We start from the raw sequence: 3,434 nt of genomic DNA on the forward strand, positions 1-3,434 counted from the left end.
CAAATTCGCACTTTTTGATACTGCCGTCCAGGATCGCGTTTATGCATGCGCGCGTGGCTTTGATGCTCATTCGCTTGCCCACGCCGTACGCGCCGCCGCTCCAGCCGGTGTTTACGAGATAGACGCTGACATTGTGCTTATCAATCTTTTCGCCTAGAAGCTTAGCGTAAACGGTCGGATGTAGCGGCATAAACGGCTCGCCGAAGCACGCGCTAAATGTCGCCACGGGCTCGGTGATACCGCGCTCGGTGCCCGCGACTTTGGCCGTATAGCCGCTTAGGAAATAATACATCGCCTGCTCTTTGGTTAGTTTTGCGACCGGCGGCAAAACGCCGAATGCGTCGGCGGTTAGGAAGATGATATTTTTCGGATGGCCGCCCGCAGAGCTTGGCTCGTAGTTATCGATATGATAGATCGGGTAGCTGACGCGGGTGTTTTCGGTCTTGCTGCCGTCTTTGTAGTCCACGACGCCCGCCTCGTTGGCGACCACGTTTTCAAGCAGCGCGTCGCGTTTGATCGCGGCGTAAATTTCAGGCTCGCTGCTCGGGTCTAAATTTATGCACTTCGCGTAGCAGCCGCCCTCGAAGTTAAATATCCCCTCATCGTCCCAGCCGTGCTCATCATCGCCTATTAGCTTGCGGTTTGGATCGGTCGATAGCGTGGTTTTGCCCGTGCCGCTTAGACCGAAAAATAGCGCCGTGTCGCCCTCTTTGCCCACGTTTGCCGAGCAGTGCATACTTAGCTTGCCCTCAAGCGGCAGCCAGTAGTTCATCATAGAAAAAATTCCTTTTTTCATCTCGCCGCCGTACCACGTGCCGCCGATAACAGCGACGTTTTCCTCGACGTTAAAGATAACGAAAACGTCGGAGTTTAGCCCCTGCTCTTTGCACTCTTCGTTTTTGCATTTGCACGCGTTATAAACGACGAAATCAGGGCTAAATTTAGCTAGCTCCGCCTCGCTTGGACGGATGAACATATTTTTAACAAAATGCGCCTGCCACGCGACTTCGGTTACGAAGCGAACCGATTTTTTACTCTTTTCGCTCGCGCCGCAAAATGCGTCTTGGATAAAGATTTCCTTGCCGCTTAGCTGGGCTTTTGCCTTAGCTAAAAGCTTATCGAAAAGCTCTTTTGAGATAGGCTGATTTACCTTACCCCAAGCGATGTATTTTTGGCTCGGATCTTGTTTTACGAAGTACTTATCCTTTGGGCTGCGACCCGTAAAGATGCCCGTATCGACCATAAAAGTGCCGTTACTTGACACGCGTCCCTCGCCCATCGCCTTTTCAAGCTCAAAAAGCTCGTCGTAGCTTAGGTTGTGGTTGATTTTTTTGATGTCCTTAAGACCTAATTTTTCTATTTCGTTTACCATTTTTCTTCCTTTTTTGGATTAAATTTTCGCTAAAATTTGACCGTTTGCTACGGTTTGTCCTTGCTGTACCTCGATAGACGTTACCAGCCCGTCTTTTGGAGCGTTTACGTCTATTTCCATCTTCATGGCCTCTAGCACGAACATCCTTTGTCCCTTTTTCACGCTATCGCCCACTGCGACTAGGATTTTAAACACGTTTCCAGGAAGCGTGCTTTTCACCGGCTCGCCGCTGCCGCCGGTCGTTTTAGCCGGCGAGAGCTCCGGAGGCGGCATGTGCGCTACGCTTGCGGGTTTTACGCTTTTTATCTCGGCTTTGCCCTCAGCGTCCGCGACCTCGACGTCAAATTTCTTGCCGTTTACGGTGACGCTATATTTTTCGTTTATCGGATTTTTCGCACGTGGGGTCGGCGCGCTCGTTTCGCCCGCATTTGTCGATTTTTTTCGGATATTTACCTTGCCTTCGCCTTTTAAAAACGCGATGCCTTTTTCCTTGCACGCCGCAGCGATAAAGATATTTTCCTCGCTAGGCTCGATGCCCTCTTTTTTGAGTAGCTCGCGCGTAAATTTAAGCGACTTGCTCTCGTCTTTATCTGCGATATCCATAGCGTGCTCTTTGGTCGGTTTTAAGTTTAGCTGCTCGCTAGCTAGCTTAACCACGCTCTTATCTGGCTCTACGGGCGTCTTGCCGAAGTAGCCTAGCACCATTTTACCGTAGCCCTCGGCGATCTTTTTCCACGGGCCAAACATCACGTTGTTAAACGCCTGCTGGAAATAAAACTGACTAACCGGCGTCACGCTCGTGCCGTAGCCGCCTTTTTGTACGACTTCGCGCATAGCAAGGATAACTTCGGGGAATTTATCCAAGATATTATTATCGCGCATCATTTGGGTATTTGCCGTTAGCGCGCCGCCTGGCATCGGGCTAAACGGGATGAGCGGGCTAACCTGCACGGCCTCAGGCGGCAGGAAATAATCTTTCAAGCACTCATTTAGCACGCTTTCGTATTTTAGAATTTTCTCCACGTCAAGTCCGCCCAGATCGTAGTTTTTGCCCTTAACGGCATGCAGCATCGTTAGGATATCAGGCTGACTGGTGCCGCCGCTAACCGGGCTTGCGGCTAGATCTATGCCGTCTGCGCCGGCTTCTAGAGCGGCCATATAGCACGCGACGCTAACGCCTGCGGTTTCGTGAGTGTGGAGTCTGATGTGGGTATTTTGCGGGAGGAGTTTGCGAGCCATTTTGATGGTCTCATATACTTTTTGCGGACTGCTCGTGCCGCTGGCGTCCTTGAAACAAACGCTGTGATACGGTATGCCCGCGTCTAAAATTTCACGCAAAATCCGCTCGTAAAACGCCACGTCGTGCGCGCCCGAACAGCCCGCAGGCAGATCCATCATCGTGACGACCACTTCGTGCTTTAGTCCGTGATGAGCGATACGCTCGCCAGAGTATTTTAAATTTTCCACGTCGTTTAGCGCGTCGAAGTTTCGTATCGTGGTCGTGCCGTGCTTTTTAAAGAGCTTTGCGTGCAGATCGACTAGCTCGCGGCTACCCGTATCTAGCGTCACGGTATTTACGCCGCGGCTTAGAGTTTGCAGGTTTGCCTCAGGTCCGACCGTTTCGCGAAATTTATCCATCATCGCAAACGCGTCTTCGTTTAAATAAAAATAAAGGCTCTGAAACCGCGCCCCGCCGCCAAACTCAAAGTGCGTTATACCGGCCTCTTTAGCCGCGCTAACCGCAGGCAAAAAATCAGCCATCGCCACGCGCGCGCCGAAAACCGACTGAAAGCCGTCTCTAAAGGTAGTATCCATAACGTCTATAAATTTTTTCGCCATTTTGCCGCCTTGTCAAATTTCAAAATCGTGCTAATTTTACCTAGTTTTAGATTAAGTGGATATAATAAAATCAAAGCATTATCACAAAAATGTTTAACGAGGGGAGCAAATGCAAGAGCGCACGCTAGAAGAACTTTATAAAAAGCTAAAAGAATTTGATAGATTGGGCGATAAAGAAGAGTTTTTGTTTGACGAGATAAGAGACGCCGTAGAGGCGCAGGAT

Annotated in this window: 2 protein-coding genes; both read right to left on the reverse strand. The window is 50.1% G+C overall.

Features of this window, described 5'->3' with window-relative positions:
* A partial coding sequence (pckA, locus tag Q0338_RS01595; RefSeq protein WP_298085231.1) for a phosphoenolpyruvate carboxykinase (ATP) occupies positions 1 to 1,372 on the reverse strand: 1,372 nt, incomplete at its 3' end.
* 18 nt (positions 1,373 to 1,390) lie between these two features.
* Entirely contained in the window at positions 1,391 to 3,211 is a 1,821-nt protein-coding gene (locus Q0338_RS01600) for a biotin/lipoyl-containing protein (RefSeq protein WP_298085232.1), read from the reverse strand.
* Between the last annotated feature and the right edge of the window lie 223 nt (positions 3,212 to 3,434).

The organism is uncultured Campylobacter sp. (assembly GCF_938018145.1).
GTDB lineage: Bacteria > Campylobacterota > Campylobacteria > Campylobacterales > Campylobacteraceae > Campylobacter_A.